Consider the following 15,422-nt stretch of genomic DNA (forward strand, 5'->3'; position numbering starts at 1 on the left):
TGCTAAACGGGGACACAGTCCGTTACCGTGCCCATTAACCGGACCGTGTCTCACTTTAACGGCATGGGCCACCCGACTCATGGAAGGCCACCCCGATGGCGCTGTCGGAACAGGACCGGATCGACATCAACGACCTGATCAACCTCCACGGCCACTTCGTGGACGCGGGCAGGCTGGATCAGGCGGGTGAGCTGTTCACCCCGGACGTCACCTATGACATGGAGGACCTGGGCCACGGCTCGCTGCACGGCGTCACGGCCCTGCGCGAGGCCGCGATCGCACTGGGCGGCGCCGGTCCGGTCGGCCATCACGTCACCAACATCGTGATCACCGGGATCGACGACCGCTCGGCGCGGGTCCGATCCAAGGGGATCGGCGTCCAGGCCGACGGAACGGTCGCCAGCGTCGTCTACGACGACATCGTCATCCGCCGGTCCGACGGCTGGAGGATCAGCCGCCGCAAGGTGAGCGCGGGGCACGCCGTCTGATCTGCGCTCCGTCCTGGAGGACGGGTCCGCCCGGCCCGCCGTACGGAGGTCAGGGCACCGTGCGGACGTGGGTGGTGAGGCGGCGGCCGTCGAAGACGTGCAGGGCGAACTGGGGCGGCCGGTCCCGGTCGAGCGGGATCCGCTCGGTGGTCTCCGCGGAGGTCAGGGCGGTGCTGACCACACCGGGGGCGACCAGCAGGGGCAGGCCCGCGAACACGGTGCTCGCCGGGGTGTGGGCGTGCCCGGCGAGCACCGCGACGACCTGCGGGTGCCGGCGGAGCACCGCCTCCAGCCGCTCCGGGGCGCGCAGCCCGATCTCGTCCACGTAGGGGACGCCCAGCGCGACGGCCGGATGGTGCATCCCCACGAGGGCCGGGGTGCCGGGCGCCTCGGCGAGCACGGCGTCCAGCCAGGCGATCGTCTCGTCCTCCAGGAACCCCTCCGGCCGCCCGGGGACACTGGAGTCGCACAGGGCGACGGTGAGACCGCCGAGCCGCAGGACCCGGTTGACGGGACCGTCCCCGTCCTCGCCCCCGCCGTCGCCGTCCTCACCGAGGAGGACCTTGCGGAAGGCCGTGCGGTCGTCGTGGTTGCCCGGGCACACGACCGTGGGGAAGCGGGAGTCCAGCAGGTCGCGCGCGGTCGCGTACTCCTCGGCCAGGCCGTGGTCGGCGATGTCGCCGGTCACCAGGACGGCGTCCAGCGGCCCGGGGAGGCTCTCCAGGTGCCGCATGACGGCCCGGGTCCGGTCGGCGCTGCGCGGGTCGGCGTCGAGATGGGTGTCGCTCAGGTGGGCCAGGGTCAGCATGAGGAGATCCTGGCACGCGGTCCGCTGCGGCGGGCGGGCCACACCGCCCCGCCCGGCGGGGAAGGAGCAGGCCACTTCCCGGCGGCCGGAGAAGATCGGCCGGAGAAGATCGGGCGGAGAAGATCGGGCGGAGAAGATCGGGCGGCGGGTGGTCGGAGCATATGGGGTTTCAAGTCATCCTTAAGTCGCCTATGGCAGGGTTCGCGCCAGTTGTACGACGACTGTGGGGTGGAGATGTTCGGGATCGTTCGGCCATGTCGTCATGGAATGTGCCGAGGGTTGTTCACGTCATGGATGGCGCACCTGTGCGGGCTCTGCCTGGCACTGCGTGACGAGCACGGTCACGCGGCGCGGCTGGTGACCAACTACGACGGGCTGATCGTCTCGGTCCTGGCCGAGGCCCAGGCCCCGGTGCTCTCCCCGCGCCGCCGGGCCGCCCCGTGCGCGCTGCGCGGATTCTCCGGTGCCGAGGTGGTCGGCGCCCGGGCCGAGGGGGTACGGCTGGCGGCGGCGACCTCGCTGATCCTGGCCTCGGGCAAGGTCAGGGACCACATCGCCGACGGCGACGGGATGTACGCCCGGCGCCCGGTCGCCGCGGCGGCGGGCCGGGTGGCCGCGCGCTGGGAGGCCGCCGGGACCCGGACGGCCGCCGCCGTCGGGTTCGACGCGGGGGTGCTGGTGGACGCGGTGGCCCGGCAGGCCCGGCTGGAGGCCGAGCCGGGACTGGCGCTGCTCGCGCTGACCGCCCCGACCGAGGACGCGGTCGCCGCCGCGTTCGCGCACACCGCGGAGCTGGCCGGCACGCCGCACAACGCCGCCGCGCTGGCCGAGGCGGGACGCTGCTTCGGACGGCTCGCGCACCTGGTGGACGCGGTGGAGGACCTGGCGGAGGACCGGGCGGCGGGCGTCTACAACCCGCTGCTCGCCACCGGGACCGACCTCGCCGAGGCCCGGCGGCTCTGCGACGACGCGCTGCTCGGCCTGCGGCTGGCGGTGGCCGACCTGGACCTGGAGGAGCGGGGCCTGGTGAGGGCGCTGCTGGTGAAGGAGGTCGGCCGCTCGGTGGACCGGGTCTTCGCACAGGGTTCCCCGGCGGTCGGCGGGACCGGCATCCGGGAGGCGTCGGGTGACGTCTGCGCCCGGGAGACCGGGGAGACCGGGGAGACCGCGCCCGAGACCGAGATCGGGGAGACCGGCCGGGGACCGGGCCGGGACGCTCCGGCGGCGGCCCGGCGGAAGGGCGGTCCCGGGACGGCCGCGCCCCGCGACCCGCGGCTGAAGCCCGAACCCGGCTGCGGGCCCCGCCTCTGCTTCGCGCTCGGCTTCATGGCCTGCTCCTGCGGGCTCTACCGGCCGCCGTGGGACGAGGACCGCTACAAGCCCTGCGGCGAGCGCCTCGACTGCGGCGGCTGCGACGCCTGCGGGCAGTGCTGCGACGCGTGCTCGGGGTGCTGCGAGGGCTGCTCGTGCTGCTGCGGCGACGGCTGCGGCTGCGACTGCTGACCCCGCCGCTCCTTCACCCCGGCGCCCCTTCACCCCGCCGCTCCTTCACCCCGGCGCCCCTTCACCCCGCCGCTCCTTCACCCCGGCGCCCCCTCACCCCGGCGACTGCTCGCCCCCGCCGGTCCCGCCACCGCGGTGGGCCGGCCGTCCTCAGGGCAGCAGGACCAGGCGGCCGCGGAGGCCCCCCTCGGCCAACCGCCGGTGGGCGGCCGCGGCCTCGGTGAGCGGGAGGGTGTCCGCCACCCGCGGGGTCAGGCGGCCCTCGTCCGCGAGCCGGGCCAGTTCGGCGAGGCGGGTGCCGTCCGCGCGGACCCAGACGTTGGCCACCCGGATGCCGCGCAGCGGCACGGGCGCGGCACCGCCGATCACGGCCACGAACGCGCCTCCGCCGCGCACCGCGTCCAGCGCGGGCAGGCCGACCACGGCCGCGTCGATCGCGCCGTGGGCCCCGCCGGGGACGAGCGCCCGCACGGAGGCGCTCAGCTCGGCGCCGCGGGGGACGAAGAACTCGGCGCCGAGCTTCCTGACGGTCTCCTCGTCGGCCGCGCCCGCCACCGCGATCACCCGCAGCCCGCGGGCCGCGGCGAGCTCGACGGCGTAGCCGCCCACGGCTCCGGCGGCTCCGGTCACCAGCAGCGTCCGCCCCTCCTGCAGACCGGCCAGGTCCAGGGCCTGGGCGGCGGTCAGGCCGTTCAGGGGGATCGTCGCCGCCTCGGCCGGGGTGGCGCGGCGCGGGGCCGGGGCCACCGCGTCGGCGTCGAGGACGATCCGCTCGGCGTATCCGGCGCAGGAGACGTCGAGCCGGTCGGAGATCCCGATGACCCGGTCGCCCGGTGCGAACGCGTCCACCCCCGGGCCGACCTCGTCGACCACCCCGGCCACGTCCCAGCCGATGCCCTGCACCCGGCGGGCGGTCATCAACCCGGCCTCGGCGAGCACCCCCGCCCGGGTGGCGGCGTCGACCGGGTTGACCCCGGCGGCCTCGACCCTGATCCGGACCTGGCCGGCGCCGGTCGCGGGGACCGGGACGTCGACCGTCTCCAGGACCTCCGGACCGCCGAACGAACGGATCACCACAGCGCGCATCCCTGTCTCCTGAATCGTGTTCCGGTGCGGATGCGGCAAACCTATGGAGTGCTACTCTCCCTCGGGAAGTACGCACCTCGGAGTGCGTACCGCACCAAGAGGAGCGCCATGGCCACCAGGACGGCCGAACAACGGCGGCAGGAGACCCGCGCCGCCTACGACGCCTACCTCGCCGCCTGCCCGGCCAGGCAGCTGCTCGACACGATCAGTGACAAGTGGGTCAGCCTGCTGCTGACCGCCCTCGCCGACGGCCCCAGGCGCTACAGCGACCTGTCCCGGATCGTGGCCGGGGTCAGCCAGAAGATGCTCACCCAGACCCTGCGCTCCATGGAGCGCGACGGCCTGGTCTCCCGTACGGTGACCCCGGCCGTCCCGGTCCGGGTCGACTACGAGCTCACCGGTCTGGGCCGGGACCTACAGCCGCTGATGCGCGCCATCAAGTCCTGGGCCGAGTCGCACATCGAGCAGGTCCACGAGGCCCGCGCGGCTTACGACGCACGCACGTGACCGGGGGGTGCGTCCGATCCGGACGCACCCCCCGGTCACGCCGCCGGGAAGCGGGGCCACCGCCTCCGGGCGGGATCACTGCCAGCGGAAGAGCCGGGCCGCCAGCCCGCCGAACAGCAGCAGGGTCACGGCCATCACCGCCAGGTTCAGCGGCTGCGGGGCACCGCCCGCCCAGGTGTCCCGCAGCGCCTGGCCGAAGGGCGCCAGGGGCAGGAAGTCGCCGATCCGCTGGAGCAGGTCGGGCAGGAACTCCCGGGGGAACCACATGCCGGCCATGAACATCAGCGGGAACATCAGGAGCGAGCCGATGGCCGGTGCGGACTTGGCGTTGGGGGCGACCGCGGCGATCAGCAGGCCGACCGCGAACAGCGAGGCGGTGCCGAGGAGGAAGACCCCGACGAAGGGCAGCGGGTTCTTGGGCACGGGCACGTCGAGGAAGAGGTGGCCCAGCACGACCAGCAGGGTCGTGGCGATCACCGAGACGGCGAGGTTGTTCACCAGCTGGGCGGCCAGCACCCTGATCGGACTGACCGGTGTGGTGGACATCCGGCGCAGCACCCCCGCCTCGCGGTAGGCCGCCAGCGTGCCGGGCAGCACGGTCAGCGCCATCGTCACCACGGACAGGATCGTCATCATCGCGGGGAAGTAGCCGTCGATCCCCCGCTGGCCGCCCATCTCCGGGTTCGCCTCCCGCAGGCCGGGGATGACGTTGCCCAGACCGATCAGGAGCACGAGCGGGAGCAGGATCGCGAAGATCAGCCCGCCCGGCTCGCGAAGGAACAGCTTGGCCTCGGTCATGATCATCTTGCTCATCGGGCGTCTCCATGGGTGATCTTCTTGCCGGTGAGGGCGAGGAACGCGTCGTCGAGGGTGGCCTGCTCGACGCGGAGGTCGGCGGGGACGACCCCGGCCGCGGCCAGGGCGGTGGTGATCGCCAGCAGCAGGTCGCCGGTGCCGGTGACCTCGACCCTCCCGCCGGCGCTGTGCACCCCGGTCACCTCGGGCAGCGCCTTCAGCACGGCGTCGTCGAGCGGTCCCGAGGGCCGGAACCTGACGGTCTGCTGCCGGTCGACCCGGGAGATCAGCCCGGCCGGGCTGTCGACGGCGACCACCCGCCCGGAGTCGATCAGCGCGATCCGGTCGCAGAGCCGCTCGGCCTCCTCCATGAAGTGGGTGACCAGCACGATCGTCACGCCGTCCGCCCGGACCTGCTCGATGAGGTCCCAGGTGTCCCGGCGGGCCTGCGGGTCCAGCCCGGTGGTCAGCTCGTCCAGGATCGCCACCTTGGGGTCGCCGACCAGCGCCAGTGCGATGGAGAGCCGCTGCTGCTGGCCGCCGGAGAGCTTGCCGTACCGGGCGTCGCGCTTGTCGGCGAGCCCGACGCGCTCCAGCAGCGCGTTCCAGTCGGCGGGCCGGGAGTAGAAGGACGCGTACAGGTCCAGCGCCTCCCAGACCTTGATCTTCTCGGGGAGCGCGGAGCTCTGCAGCTGCACGCCGAGCTCCTCCTTGAGCGCGTCGCGGTGCAGGCCGCCGAGCACCCGCACCGTGCCGGAGTCGGGGGTGCGCAGGCCGGCGACGCACTCGACGGTGGTCGTCTTGCCGGCGCCGTTGGGGCCGAGAACGCCGAAGATCTCGCCCTCCTCGACGGTGAACGACACGTCGTCCACCGCGAGCCGGTCGCGGTACCGCTTGCGGAGGTTTGCAACCTCGATCACCTTCATGGCGACGACACTAGGAATCGCGGGGTTCGGGCGGAATCGGCCTGGGCACCGAGCCGGGGTGGGGCTATCCCCACCCCGGTACGGCACGCGGCCCCCTGTGCGGAACCCGCCCGATCCACCAGACTTCATGCATGAGGCGGACGGCATGAGGCGATATGCGACGGCCACCGGCCGGTCCCTGCTCCTGGGACTCCTGGCGCTGGCGGACCTGCTCCTGGCGATGGTGACGCTGCTGGGGATCGTCCTCTCGTTCACCCTGGGAATGATCTTCCTCTTCACGCCGGCGGTCCGGGTGATCCGGTGGCGTACGACGCTCGCCAGGAGGCTGAGCGGCAGGTGGCTCGGGCGCGAGGTCGGACCGTCCTACCTGCCGCCCCCGCCGCCGGTCCGGCCCCAGCCCGACGGCTGGTACCGCTACGACCGCCAGCTCTACAAGACACCGCGCTGGCCCGAGTGGAACAACCGCTGGAAGTGGATGTGCAGCGACCCGGCCACCTGGCGGGACGGACTCTGGCTGCTGCTCAACCCGCTCATGGGCGTCGTGCTGCTGCTGCCCGCGGTCGCGGCCGGGTACGGCGCGGCCGCGGCGTGGCGCTGGCATCCGGCGGCGCTGCCCGCGGGTCTGGCCGTCACCGCCGCCGCGGTCGCCGCGGCTCCCCGGCTGCTGCGCTTCTACGGCTGGTGGCACGAGCTGCTGCTCGGCCCCACGGCCAAGTCCCTGCTGGCGAGCCGGATCCACACACTCGACCAGGCCCGCCTGGAGACGGCCGATTCGCAGGCGTCCGAGCTGCGCCGGATCGAGCGCGACCTGCACGACGGGGCCCAGGCCCGGCTGGTGGCCATCGGCATGACGCTCGGCGCCGTCGAGGCGCTGGTGGACTCCGACCCGGCGGCGGCCAAGGCGCTGCTGGCCAAGGCGCGCGACGCCTCGTCCACGGCCCTCACCGAACTGCGCGACCTGGTCCGGGGCATCCACCCGCCGGTGCTGGCCGAACGCGGCCTCGGCGACGCCGTACGGGCCCTGGCCCTGGACAGCCCGCTGAAGGCCGAGGTCACCGTCGACCTGAAGACGCGGCCCGAGGCGCCCGTCGAGTCGGCCGCCTACTTCTCGGTCAGCGAGCTGCTGACCAACGCGGCCCGGCACGGGGGGGCGGACCGCGTCTGGATCGACGTCAGCGGCCGGGGCAAGAGCCTGCGGATCACGGTCACCGACGACGGCTCGGGCGGCGCCGATCCGGAGCGGGGCAGCGGCCTGCGCGGCATCGAGCGGCGGCTGGCCGCCTTCGACGGGGTGCTGGCCGTCAGCAGCCCGCGGGGCGGCCCGACCACCGCCACCATCGACCTGCCGCACGCCCTGGTCTGGGAGGAGGAGCGCGACCCGAGGCCGCGGATGCCCCGGTGGAAGTGGCTGATCGTCGGGCTCGGCTACGGCCTGGGATGGCTCCCGCTCTTCGCGCAGGGCGTGGTCGCGGCGGTGATGAAGGCCGTCGCCCCGGAGAACAAGAGCTGGTTCTACACTCTCTACCTTCCCGAATCGGCGCAGTGGCCGATGATCGCCTTCAACGTCGTCCTCGGCGTCGGCATGTACGCCGCGGCCGTGCTGATCCCGATCCAGCACTCCCGCGAACGCTGGATGGCCGAGGCCACTCCGCGCCGCCTATGGTTGGACCGGTGACCACCCGCACCGACCGGCCGGGCCGATGAGACCCCGCGCCGTCATCGCCGAAGACCTCTACCTGCTCCGCGAGGGCCTCGTCCACCTGCTCCAGGCGCACGGCTTCGAGGTCGTCGCCGCCGTCGAGTCCGGCCCCGAGCTGCTGAAGGCGCTCACCGCCGAGCGCCCCGACGTGGCCGTGGTGGACGTACGGCTCCCGCCCACCTTCACCGACGAGGGCCTCCAGGCCGCGCTGGCCGCCCGCCAGGCGGTCCCCGGCCTGCCGATCCTGGTGCTCTCCCAGCACGTCGAGCAGCTCTACGCCCGCGAGCTGCTCGCCGACGGCTCCGGAGGGATCGGCTACCTGCTGAAGGACCGGGTGTTCAACGCCGACCAGTTCGTCGACGCGGTGCGCCGGGTCGCGGCCGGGGGGACCGCGATGGACCCCGAGGTGATCGCCAAGCTGCTGGCCAGCACTGCCCGGCACGGACCGCTCGCCGCGCTGACCCCGCGCGAGCGGGAGGTGCTGGAGCTGATGGCCGAGGGCCGGTCCAACGCGGCGATCTCCCAGCGGCTGTTCCTCAGCGAGAGCGCGGTCGGCAAGCACACCGCGAACATCTTCGCCAAGCTCGGCCTCGGCCCGTCCGACGACGACAACCGCCGGGTCCTGGCCGTGCTGACCTACCTCAACGCGGCCCGGTCCTGAACGCCCCCGCCGCGATCCGCCGCGGTGCGCCGCGGTGCGCCGCGCGGCGGGGCCGAATGTCGGTGGCAGCGGATAACGTCTTTCTGAGTACGGGCATCCGTCCTCAGAAGGGATTCCGCCGTGAAATTCCGGGTTGACCGTGACATCTTGGCCGAAGCCGTGGCCTGGGCCGCCCGGGCGCTGCCGGCCCGTCCGGCGATCCCCGTCCTGTCCGGCCTGCTCCTGGAGGCCGGACAGGAGGACCTCGTGCTCTCGGCCTTCGACTACGACGTCTCCGCCCGGGCCTCGGTGGAGGCCGCCGTGGCCGAGCCCGGCCGGGTGCTGCTCCCGGGCCGGGTCCTGGCGGAGATCACGCGGAGCCTGCCGGGGGAGGCGGTCGAGGTCGTCGCAGACGGGGCGGAGGCGACGCTCACCTGCGGCAGCGCGGAGTTCACCCTGCGCACCATGCCGGTGGAGGACTTCCCGACGCTGCCCGCCATGCCCCCGAAGATCGGCGCGATCGGCGGCGGGGTCTTCGCGAGCGCGGTCGGCCAGGTCGCCCCCGCGGCCAGCCGCGACGAGACCCTGCCCATGCTGACCGGCGTCCGGGTCGACGTCTCCGGCCGGCACGTGGCGATGGCCGCCACCGACCGCTACCGCATCGCGGCCAGGGAGTTCGACTGGCGGCCGGAGCGGCCCGACGCCGAGGCCGCCGCGGTGGTCCCCGCCCGGGTGCTCGTCGAGGTGGCCAGGTCGCTGCGCGGCGGCGAGGTGGCGGTGGCGCTGGGCGACGGCATCGCGGGGTTCGAGAGCGTCGGGCGGAGCACCACGGTCCGGCTGCTCGACGAGCAGTTCATCGACTACCGCACCCGGCTGACCGGTGACCGGTCCATCCGGGCGGACGTCCGGGTGGCGCCGTTCGTCGAGGCCATCAAGCGGATCCGGCTGGTCGCCGAGCCCACCACCGCGATCCGGCTCTCCTTCGGGCAGGGGCGGGTGACCATCCAGGCGGGGGGCGGCGAGGTGGGCCGGGGGACGGAGGTCCTCGACGCGGAGCTGTCCGGCGGCGACATCCAGATCGCCTTCCAGTCCCAGTTCCTGCTGGACGGCCTCGCGGGGGTCGAGAGCGAGTTCGTCCGCCTCAACATGGAGTCGCCGACGCGCCCCGCCCTCATCACCGAGGTCCCCGGCGACGCCGTGCCCGCCTTCCGCTACCTCGTCATGTCCCTGCGCCAGGCGTGACCGCCTCCCCGCAGCGGGGGTGAGCCCGTCCCCGCGTGCCAGGCGCGGCCCCGGGCCGAGTACGTCTCCCGGGCCGAGTACGTCTCCCGGGCCGAGTACGTCTCCCGGGCCGGGCGCGGGCGACGCCCGGTGCCTCCGCGCGCCGACCCGTGCCCCGCATGCGGAAGGGCCCGTCCCGATGGGGGCGGGCCCTTCCGCGTCGTGTGCGGGAACAGCGCCGCCGGGTCAGGCGGAGACGTCCTGGGAGTCGGTGAGCGCGATCAGGATGTGCTCCATGCACGCGTGTCCCGCACGCTCGGCGGCGGTCACGTCGCCGGCGGCGATGGCGCGGGCGATCGCGTCGTGCGGGATGTAGCTGCTGTCGAGCGCCGTCCCCGCCGCCTTGATGCTGGCGCGCAGGGCGGCCGAGAAGTCCTCGTAGAGGTCGACCAGGACGCGGTTGTGGGTGGCGTGGACGACCGCCATGTGGAAGGCGAGGTCGGCCTCGACGAACCCGTCGGGCTCGCCGAGCTCCCAGGCCCGCTCCCGCACGGCCAGGGCGTCGTCGATGAGGGCGATGTCCTCGTCGGTGCGACGGGTGGCGGCCAGCCGGGCGGCCTCCACCTCCAGGGCGCGCCGCACCTCGAAGATCTCCAGCTGCTCGGCGGCGCGCAGCCGCCGGAGCATGGCCCCGGAGAGCTCGCTCGTGGCGCGCACGTAGGTGCCGTCACCCTGGCGGCACTCCAGCAGGCCCGCGTGGGTGAGCGCCCGGACGGCTTCCCGCACGGTGTTGCGTCCGACCCCGAGCTGATCGGCGAGCACCGTCTCCGTGGGGATCTTCGCGTTCATCTGCCAGGAGTTCGACGTGATCTGCTCTTTCAGCTGATCGATCACCTGGTCGACGAGCGACGCTCGGTGCGCCGTACGCAGACTCACAGTCCGCCTCCTATGGGGAACCAATCATCCTATGAGTCAATGACTGATCGACCCTAATTATTCCGGAGGCATAAATCCAAATCTGGAGCCCTGGGGGCAAGAGAATTCTTACCGCACCAGAGCCGAGTCGACCGTCATTCCCACCAGCGCGCCGCGCACGCCGACTGCCTCGAGTGCCTTACGATACGCCGCGGTCTGCGACTCCTGTGCACCGGCCCGGCCGTACAGGTCGCCGAGCCGGCGCCAGACCCGGGCGGCCTCCCGGCCGGAGCCCGCGAGCGCCGGGCGCAGGCCGTCGAGCAGGGCCTGGGCGTTCCGCAGGCTGCTGAGGGCGTGGCCCTCGCCGTACGCGAGCGCGACCTCGGCGAGCACGAGGTGCGCTGTGGCGCCGATGCCGTCCGGGTGCTCTCCGAGGACGTCGAGGGCCGACCCGGCCAGGCGGACCGCGCCGCCGGGGTCGCCGGTCCGCAGGTGCACGTGGGCGAGCACGACCAGGCTCCTGGCGCGCTCTCCGACGCGGGCGGGGAAGGAGGCGAAGACCTCGCCGGCCGCGTTCGCGAGCTCGGGGATCCCGCTCATGGGCTCGTCGTCGCGCAAGGCCGCCAGCCGGGACCACTCCATCGCGACGAAGGCGAGTCTGAGGGCCATCCGGGCCGGACGCCCGGTCGCGATCGCATCGTCGGCGAGGCGTACGGCGAGCGCCGAGTCCTCTCCTTCGGCGGCGGTCGCACTCGCCTGCCAGAGGGAGCGGACCTCCGCTTCGCGGTTGACCACGGCGGGCACCCCGTTGGCCATGATGACCTGCCGGACGTAGGCCAGCCCCGGGGAGTCCGTCTCCCGGGAGGAGTCCGTCTCCATCAGGGCGGCGGCCAGGTCGACCGCGATCTCCCCCTGGGTCAGCGCCAGCCGGTTCACGTGGGCCAGGGCGTCGTGCGCCAGATCGTGGGCGCGCAGGGTGTCGCCGGCGCGCAGGTAGCACCTGCTCAGGGCGACGGTCAGCGGCAGGTCCGCCAGGCGCTCGGGATGGGCGGCGGCCTCGCGCCGGAGCCGCTCGAACGCCTCGACGGCGGAGCCGAGCCGGCCCTGCGACTCCAGGGCGCGGGCCCGGCCGAACCGGGCGAGGGCGGAGATGACGGCGTTCTCGTCGCCCGCGGCCTTGACGATCTCCGCGAAGCGGTCCGCCGCCAGGGCCGGGTCGCCGTGGTGGAGCTCCAGCTCCGCGTGGCGCAGGCCGAGCTCGGTGTCGATGCGCTGCCGCGGCTCGACCCCGTGCAGGAGGAACTCGGTGGTGCATCCCAGGCGCTCGGCGAGCAGCCGCGCGACCACGGGGGTCGGCGTGCGCTTGCCCGACTCGATGAGGGACACGTAACTGTCGGACAGATCCGGCCCGGCGAGCTGGGCCTGGGACATGCGCCTGCTCAGCCGCAGTCCGCGGACACGGTCACCGATGGTTCCCTGACTCGGCATCTGATCTCTCAGGGCGGGGGATGGTCAATGGTGCAGCCATGATTGCACGAAGCAGTCGAATCGGGTAACCCCCGCGCAGAATCCCTGATCGAACTCGTTCCAATTCCGCTGCGTCACAGCGGACATACAGGGATTAATCATCCGAGTCGTTGCCGCCCGGGAAGAGCATCTGACAGACCTCGAGGTAGAGCGTCTCGGGATAGGGGATGTAGGGGATGGTCGACAGCGCCTGGTCCTGACCCGCCGACTCGAGGACGAACTCGCCGTATCCCAGCATGCGCCCGAGCAGGGAGCGCTGGAAGCTCATGTCCGTCACCTTGCCGAGCGGCATCATGTCGACCCGCCGCGTGATCAGCCCCGTGGTGAGCAGCATGCGCTTGGAGGTCACGACGAAGTAGTCGACCGACCACTCCGCCACCTTCCACACGAAGCGGATGAGCAGCAGCAACCAGGCCCACCAGACGACGAAGATCCCGCCGCCGGCGCCCTGGTCGTTGAGCCACTTGCTGAGCAGGCCGGCGATGATCAGGCCGCCGAAGACCTCGGCGACGGGACGGAGCAGCACGGCCGGGTGACGCCGCACCATGATGACCTGGTGTTCGTGGGGGAGCAGGTAGCGGTTGACCGACGAGGGAGCGGAGTCCCCGTGAGTCACCAGCCTCATGAGAGGTGGGAGACGAACTGGGCCAGGGAATCGGCCGCGGTGTACATCGAGTCGATGGCTCCTCTGACGGTGTGCGCCGCATCATCCGGCCGGGTGAACAGGAAGAACGCCACGAAGATGATGGCACTCCATTTCAAAACCTTCTTGCCCTGCACTGAGGCCTCCAGTTACCACTCACCCACTGCACCCGACGTATACATTACCCACGCATTACGTGGGGTAAAGCGCATGAGCCGATTCGGTCTTCCGCCGTCGGCGGACCTCACCGGCCCGGCACGGGTCTCATCGGTCGCGCCCGCTCGCGGCCGGCGCCAGCACCTGCAGGTGTTTGCGGGCGATCCGCTCCACCAGCCAGGGATGGGCGTGGCCTGTGATCTCCAGCGCACCGTAGCGGGCCGCGTCCACGCAGCGGGTCACGGTGGCCGCCGGATGGATCGCGGAGAACTCCTCCCGCAGCACGGCGCTGAGGTCCGCGTAGGGGTCCGGTTCCGCGGCCGGGATGATGCCCTCGTTCACTGTTCTCCCTGTGTGCGTCCGCGGTCGCCGGGCCGGGCGTGCCGAAGAGATGCCCTGTCGAAACTCTCCGTACCCATGTAATCACGCAATGTAACGGAGGGTGTCGGCGACACCCTCCGTTCGGCGGGAAGGACGGATTCGGCGTAAGGGGGAGGAGGGAAGGCGGAGGGGCGGAAAGAAGGGAGCGAGAAGGAGGGGACCGGCCCTGAGGGGCCGTCAGACCACGCCGTAGAGGCGGTCTCCGGCGTCTCCCAGCCCCGGGACGATGTAGCCGTGCTCGTTGAGCCGCTCGTCGAGGCCGGCCGTGACCAGGCGGATCGGCTTCCCGGTGCCGGCGAAGGCCGCGTCCATGGAGGCGACGCCCTCGGGGGCGGCCAGCAGGCAGATCGCGGTCACGTCGTCGGCGCCGCGCTCGAAGAGGAACTCGATCGCCGCGACCAGGGTGCCGCCGGTGGCCAGCATCGGGTCGACCACGTAGACCTGGCGGCCCGACAGGTCGTCGGGGAGCCGGGTGGCGTAGGTCTCCGCCTGGAGCGTCGACTCGTTGCGGATCATCCCGAGGAAACCGACCTCGGCCGTCGGCAGGAGCCTGGTCATCCCGTCCAGCATGCCCAGGCCGGCCCGCAGGATCGGGACCACCAGGGGGTGCGGGTGGGCCAGGTGCACGCCCTTGGCGGGGGCGACCGGGGTCTCCACGGTGACCTCGCTGACCCGGACGTGCCGGGTCGCCTCGTACGCGAGCAGGGTGACGAGCTCGTCGGCGAGGCGCCGGAAGGTGGGCGAGTCCGTCTTGGCGTCCCGCAGGACGGTCAGCTTGTGGGCCACCAGCGGGTGGTCGACGACCAGGGTCTCCATGGACGTCCACGGTAGCCGGGACCACAGGCAGGTGGATAACGGACGATGTGTGACATGAGTTTCGGGAGGGGATTTTGATCACGATTTGGCCGGAGTGGCGTACGGAGGCGCTCCACTTCTGAAAGCATTGGCATCCGTACAGGTCGGCTCGGTGGAGATGACGATGACAGACGAAGATGCGCTCGACTTCGCCATCGTGGTCTATCGCGAGGAGGACCGCTGGGAGGCGGAGATGCTTCCCGTGGCGCTCACCTCCGACCTCCACGGGCTCATCCACGCCCTGCGCCAGCAGCCCAGCCTGAGCGGCACGATTGGCCTGGTCGCCGTGGGGGATGAGTTCTTCGTGGCGCTACGGGTGTTCGGTGAGCGGGTGGAGGTGTTCCTCTCGGACGTCGCCGCGTCGCTGGACTTCCCGCTCGCGGAGCAGGTGCTGGACTACCTCGACGTCCCGGTGCCCGACGAGGACGAGCTCGACGCGATCCTGCAGGACGAGGAGACGGCGCTCCCCGCGGGGGACCTGTCCATCTTCGCCGACCTGGGCCTCGACGAGATGGAGCTCGGCATCCTCTCCGGGGACATCGACCTGCTTCCCGAGGACGTGCTGTCCAGCATCGCCGCGCGGCTCGGTTTCTCCGAACCGTTCGAACGCGCCATCGACTCCATGTTCGGCTGAGCTCGGGAGATCGCCATGGCCTCCAGACCGTCCGGCAGCAGGCTCTTCTCGGCGGCCTTCGTGCGCACCGCGAACGGCTGGCGGGGCGCCGAGGTCGACCTCGGCGAGGCGGAGATCGTCGACGACCTCGGCGACGTCGTCCAGGAGAGCCTCGGCCTCGACGGCGAGGAGCTGGCCCTGCTCTGCGTCGAGGCCGAGGACGAATGGTTCGCGATCGTCCGCTACCGGGGGGAGTCCGATCCCCGCGCCTTCCTGTCCGACGCGCAGGCCGCGCGCACCGACACGCTCGGCGAGCTCTTCGGCGAACTGGCCGGGGTCGCCCCGGCGGGGGACGCGCCCGAGCTGGGCGTACGGCCGGCGGGTGACTTCGAGCTCCTGAGCGATCTGGGGATGAGCCCCGACGAGCTCATCGAGCTCAGCATGGAGGAGGGCGCGCTCCCGGCGGACACGCTCTCGGTGATCGCCGAGCGGCTGGCCTTCGCGGACGAACTCGACCGCCTGCGGTGAGGGCTCCGGCGGCGTCCGCGGTGAGGGCTCCGGCGGGAGTGAGGAGTCCGATGGAGAGCGGGGATCCGGTGGAGCGGTGAAGGACCCGGTGGAGACGGGTGCCGGGGGGACGGGTGCCTCGGAGGCGGGCC

18 protein-coding genes are annotated in these 15,422 nt (G+C 72.6%); 8 read left to right on the forward strand and 10 right to left on the reverse strand.

What is annotated here, in order from left to right; all coding sequences use genetic code 11:
- Positions 1–95: 95 nt before the first annotated feature.
- On the forward strand, positions 96–488 hold the full coding sequence (locus HS045_RS09290) for a nuclear transport factor 2 family protein (protein ID WP_196450686.1): 393 nt from the start codon (positions 96–98) through the stop codon (positions 486–488).
- 49 nt (positions 489–537) lie between these two features.
- Here HS045_RS09290 and HS045_RS09295 read toward each other — a convergent pair whose 3' ends face one another.
- Positions 538–1,296, reverse strand: coding sequence for a phosphodiesterase (locus HS045_RS09295; RefSeq protein WP_196450687.1), 759 nt, complete (start codon positions 1,294–1,296; stop codon positions 538–540).
- A gap of 234 nt (positions 1,297–1,530) precedes the next feature.
- Here HS045_RS09295 and HS045_RS09300 point away from each other — a divergent pair, with 234 nt between their 5' ends.
- Positions 1,531–2,799, forward strand: a complete 1,269-nt coding sequence (locus HS045_RS09300) for a DUF5685 family protein (RefSeq protein WP_196451129.1) — start codon at positions 1,531–1,533, stop codon at positions 2,797–2,799.
- A gap of 150 nt (positions 2,800–2,949) precedes the next feature.
- On the opposite strand, the gene HS045_RS09305 is transcribed toward HS045_RS09300, so the two are convergent.
- Positions 2,950–3,885 (reverse strand): NADP-dependent oxidoreductase, encoded by a 936-nt coding sequence (locus HS045_RS09305; RefSeq protein WP_196450688.1) that lies wholly within the window; start codon positions 3,883–3,885, stop codon positions 2,950–2,952.
- 108 nt (positions 3,886–3,993) lie between these two features.
- On the opposite strand from HS045_RS09305, the gene HS045_RS09310 reads away from it, so the two are divergent.
- Positions 3,994–4,392, forward strand: coding sequence for a helix-turn-helix domain-containing protein (locus HS045_RS09310; RefSeq protein ID WP_196450689.1), 399 nt, complete (start codon positions 3,994–3,996; stop codon positions 4,390–4,392).
- Between the two features lie 75 nt (positions 4,393–4,467).
- Here the strand turns inward: HS045_RS09310 and HS045_RS09315 are convergent, their stop codons facing one another.
- The gene (locus HS045_RS09315) at positions 4,468–5,205 is read right to left on the reverse strand and encodes an ABC transporter permease (protein WP_196450690.1); all 738 of its coding nucleotides are present in this window, start codon (positions 5,203–5,205) and stop codon (positions 4,468–4,470) included.
- Positions 5,202–6,113, reverse strand: coding sequence for an ABC transporter ATP-binding protein (locus HS045_RS09320; RefSeq protein WP_196450691.1), 912 nt, complete (start codon positions 6,111–6,113; stop codon positions 5,202–5,204). Before HS045_RS09320 ends, HS045_RS09315 begins: the two co-directional genes overlap by 4 nt.
- Before the next feature lie 145 nt (positions 6,114–6,258).
- On the opposite strand from HS045_RS09320, the gene HS045_RS09325 reads away from it, so the two are divergent.
- The 3 genes from HS045_RS09325 to dnaN all read left to right on the forward strand — a co-directional run bounded on the left by HS045_RS09325 (position 6,259) and on the right by dnaN (position 9,694).
- Positions 6,259–7,788, forward strand: a complete 1,530-nt coding sequence (locus HS045_RS09325) for a sensor histidine kinase (RefSeq protein WP_196450692.1) — start codon at positions 6,259–6,261, stop codon at positions 7,786–7,788.
- Between the two features lie 25 nt (positions 7,789–7,813).
- On the forward strand, positions 7,814–8,473 hold the full coding sequence (locus tag HS045_RS09330) for a response regulator transcription factor (protein WP_196450693.1): 660 nt from the start codon (positions 7,814–7,816) through the stop codon (positions 8,471–8,473).
- A 120-nt stretch (positions 8,474–8,593) separates the two neighbouring features.
- Complete coding sequence (gene dnaN / locus HS045_RS09335; protein ID WP_196450694.1) at positions 8,594–9,694, forward strand: DNA polymerase III subunit beta; 1,101 nt, start codon at positions 8,594–8,596, stop codon at positions 9,692–9,694.
- A 225-nt stretch (positions 9,695–9,919) separates the two neighbouring features.
- On the opposite strand, the gene HS045_RS09340 is transcribed toward dnaN, so the two are convergent.
- The 6 genes from HS045_RS09340 to upp form a co-directional block, all read right to left on the reverse strand.
- On the reverse strand, positions 9,920–10,609 hold the full coding sequence (locus HS045_RS09340; RefSeq protein WP_196450695.1) for a FadR/GntR family transcriptional regulator: 690 nt from the start codon (positions 10,607–10,609) through the stop codon (positions 9,920–9,922).
- A gap of 108 nt (positions 10,610–10,717) precedes the next feature.
- On the reverse strand, positions 10,718–12,076 hold the full coding sequence (locus HS045_RS09345) for a helix-turn-helix domain-containing protein (protein WP_196450696.1): 1,359 nt from the start codon (positions 12,074–12,076) through the stop codon (positions 10,718–10,720).
- 133 nt (positions 12,077–12,209) lie between these two features.
- Positions 12,210–12,740 carry a PH domain-containing protein gene (locus HS045_RS09350; RefSeq protein ID WP_196450697.1) on the reverse strand — a complete coding sequence of 177 codons (531 nt, stop codon included), beginning with the start codon at positions 12,738–12,740 and terminating at the stop codon, positions 12,210–12,212.
- A complete protein-coding gene (locus tag HS045_RS09355; RefSeq protein WP_196450698.1) occupies positions 12,737–12,895 on the reverse strand; it encodes a hypothetical protein in 159 nt (52 codons plus the stop codon). The genes HS045_RS09350 and HS045_RS09355 overlap by 4 nt, the downstream gene beginning before the upstream one ends.
- A gap of 127 nt (positions 12,896–13,022) precedes the next feature.
- Complete coding sequence (locus HS045_RS09360; protein ID WP_196450699.1) at positions 13,023–13,256, reverse strand: hypothetical protein; 234 nt, start codon at positions 13,254–13,256, stop codon at positions 13,023–13,025.
- A gap of 216 nt (positions 13,257–13,472) precedes the next feature.
- Positions 13,473–14,111 (reverse strand): uracil phosphoribosyltransferase, encoded by a 639-nt coding sequence (gene upp / locus HS045_RS09365; protein WP_196450700.1) that lies wholly within the window; start codon positions 14,109–14,111, stop codon positions 13,473–13,475.
- A gap of 163 nt (positions 14,112–14,274) precedes the next feature.
- Between upp and HS045_RS09370 the strand changes: the two genes are divergently transcribed.
- On the forward strand, positions 14,275–14,784 hold the full coding sequence (locus HS045_RS09370; protein WP_374191368.1) for a tRNA adenosine deaminase-associated protein: 510 nt from the start codon (positions 14,275–14,277) through the stop codon (positions 14,782–14,784).
- A 15-nt stretch (positions 14,785–14,799) separates the two neighbouring features.
- Positions 14,800–15,291: a tRNA adenosine deaminase-associated protein gene (locus HS045_RS09375; RefSeq protein ID WP_196450702.1), complete on the forward strand. Its 492-nt coding sequence runs from the start codon at positions 14,800–14,802 to the stop codon at positions 15,289–15,291.
- Positions 15,292–15,422 lie beyond the last annotated feature (131 nt).

Origin of the sequence: Planomonospora sp. ID82291, assembly GCF_015711645.1 — a bacterium.
Lineage (GTDB): Bacteria > Actinomycetota > Actinomycetes > Streptosporangiales > Streptosporangiaceae > Planomonospora.

What these genes read in the sequence shown, in the direction of transcription:
- HS045_RS09320 (WP_196450691.1), bottom strand. Translation starts at nt 6,113, where the DNA reads ATGAAGGTGATCGAGGTTGCAAACCTCCGCAAGCGGTACCGCGACCGG.
- HS045_RS09290 (WP_196450686.1), top strand. Translation starts at nt 96, where the DNA reads ATGGCGCTGTCGGAACAGGACCGGATCGACATCAACGACCTGATCAAC.
- HS045_RS09325 (WP_196450692.1), top strand. Translation starts at nt 6,259, where the DNA reads ATGAGGCGATATGCGACGGCCACCGGCCGGTCCCTGCTCCTGGGACTC.
- HS045_RS09295 (WP_196450687.1), bottom strand. Translation starts at nt 1,296, where the DNA reads ATGCTGACCCTGGCCCACCTGAGCGACACCCATCTCGACGCCGACCCG.
- HS045_RS09310 (WP_196450689.1), top strand. Translation starts at nt 3,994, where the DNA reads ATGGCCACCAGGACGGCCGAACAACGGCGGCAGGAGACCCGCGCCGCC.
- upp (WP_196450700.1), bottom strand. Translation starts at nt 14,111, where the DNA reads ATGGAGACCCTGGTCGTCGACCACCCGCTGGTGGCCCACAAGCTGACC.
- HS045_RS09305 (WP_196450688.1), bottom strand. Translation starts at nt 3,885, where the DNA reads ATGCGCGCTGTGGTGATCCGTTCGTTCGGCGGTCCGGAGGTCCTGGAG.
- HS045_RS09330 (WP_196450693.1), top strand. Translation starts at nt 7,814, where the DNA reads ATGAGACCCCGCGCCGTCATCGCCGAAGACCTCTACCTGCTCCGCGAG.
- HS045_RS09300 (WP_196451129.1), top strand. Translation starts at nt 1,531, where the DNA reads ATGTTCGGGATCGTTCGGCCATGTCGTCATGGAATGTGCCGAGGGTTG.
- HS045_RS09370 (WP_374191368.1), top strand. Translation starts at nt 14,275, where the DNA reads ATGACAGACGAAGATGCGCTCGACTTCGCCATCGTGGTCTATCGCGAG.
- HS045_RS09375 (WP_196450702.1), top strand. Translation starts at nt 14,800, where the DNA reads ATGGCCTCCAGACCGTCCGGCAGCAGGCTCTTCTCGGCGGCCTTCGTG.
- HS045_RS09350 (WP_196450697.1), bottom strand. Translation starts at nt 12,740, where the DNA reads ATGAGGCTGGTGACTCACGGGGACTCCGCTCCCTCGTCGGTCAACCGC.
- HS045_RS09345 (WP_196450696.1), bottom strand. Translation starts at nt 12,076, where the DNA reads ATGCCGAGTCAGGGAACCATCGGTGACCGTGTCCGCGGACTGCGGCTG.
- HS045_RS09315 (WP_196450690.1), bottom strand. Translation starts at nt 5,205, where the DNA reads ATGAGCAAGATGATCATGACCGAGGCCAAGCTGTTCCTTCGCGAGCCG.